Source organism: Methylobacterium sp. J-072 (assembly GCF_022829425.1).
GTDB lineage: Bacteria > Pseudomonadota > Alphaproteobacteria > Rhizobiales > Beijerinckiaceae > Methylobacterium.
On record NZ_JAKSYK010000208.1, the window covers coordinates 1 to 1,139 of the forward strand.

Annotated in this window: 1 protein-coding gene; it reads right to left on the bottom strand. The window is 68.9% G+C overall.

The window, feature by feature from the left end:
* Nucleotides 1-23 precede the first annotated feature (23 nt).
* Nucleotides 24-956, bottom strand: a complete 933-nt coding sequence (locus tag MKK67_RS28095) for an IS110 family transposase (protein ID WP_243971745.1) — start codon at nt 954-956, stop codon at nt 24-26.
* Between the last annotated feature and the right edge of the window lie 183 nt (nt 957-1,139).

Genomic DNA, 1,139 nt, shown 5'->3' on the forward strand with positions numbered 1-1,139 from the left:
CACCTCAGCGACTGTGTTGGAGGTCAAGCGCTTTGCCATGGTTTTTCATCCCTGAGCATGGCGTTGAGGATGGTGAGGAGCTTGCGGGCGGCGGCGATGACGGCGACCATCTTGGGCTTGCCGGCAGCGACCAGGCGGTCGCGGAACAGCTTGAGCACCGGGTTGTGTCGGCAAGCGACCAGGGCTGCCAGGAACAAGGCGGAGCGCACGGTCTTGCGGCCCCCGCCGATCATCGCCTTGCCGATCCAGCGGCCCGACTGGCGCGTGTAGGGGGGCAGCCCGGCCAGGCTGGCGATGCGCTTGGCGTCGAGAGTGCCGAGTTCGGGCATCTCGGCGATCAGCGTCCGGGCGGTGAGCGCGCCCACGCCGGGTACGGAGGCGAGCAGATCCTCCCGGGCGCGCCAGACCGGCGAGCCGCGCACGGCGGTATCGACCTCGCCGTCGATCTCGACGAGTTCCTTCTCCAGGGCCTTGATCAGCCGGGCGATGCTCTTGGCGATCCGCGGCACGGTGGTGCGGTGCTGGCGGTTCTTCTCGGAGACGATCATCTCGATGATCTGGCGGCGGCGGGCCACCAGGTCCGACAGCAGCCGGGTGGCCGCATCGGGCAGCGCCCGCACCTCCGGCTGCGTCGCCTCGACGAAGCGGGCGATCATCGCCGCATCGATGGGGTCGGTCTTGGCCCGTCGCCCCAGCGCCTGGGCATAGTGCCGGACCTGGGCCGGATTGACCACCACCAGCGGCAATCCAGCCTCGGCCAGGGTGGCCGCCACCACGGTCTCGAAGCCCCCGGTCGCCTCCACGGCCACCAGATGCGGCGACAGCGGCAGCAGCCGTTCGATCAGGCTGGCCAACCCCGCGCCGTCGCGCGCCACCGCGAAGGCCAGGCCATCAGGCAGGACATGCACGTCCAGCCGATCCTTCGACACGTCGATCCCGACATGAACCATAGCCATCCGTCCTCGTCCTTGCGCAACCGAGCTCTTGCGGCCCAAGCGACTGTTCGAGGTCGATGGCTGAACGGAGGGGCGACCGTGCTGAGGTCCGGGCTCTAACGCCCTGGGATGAGCCGGTGTCCCCTCCGTCTCCGCCCTGACCGCTCTACCACGGGCGGTCAAACCAGAGTTACAAGGATGAGG

Coding starts and splice junctions, on each gene's coding strand:
- MKK67_RS28095 (WP_243971745.1), bottom strand. CDS start 956: ATGGCTATGGTTCATGTCGGGATCGACGTGTCGAAGGATCGGCTGGAC.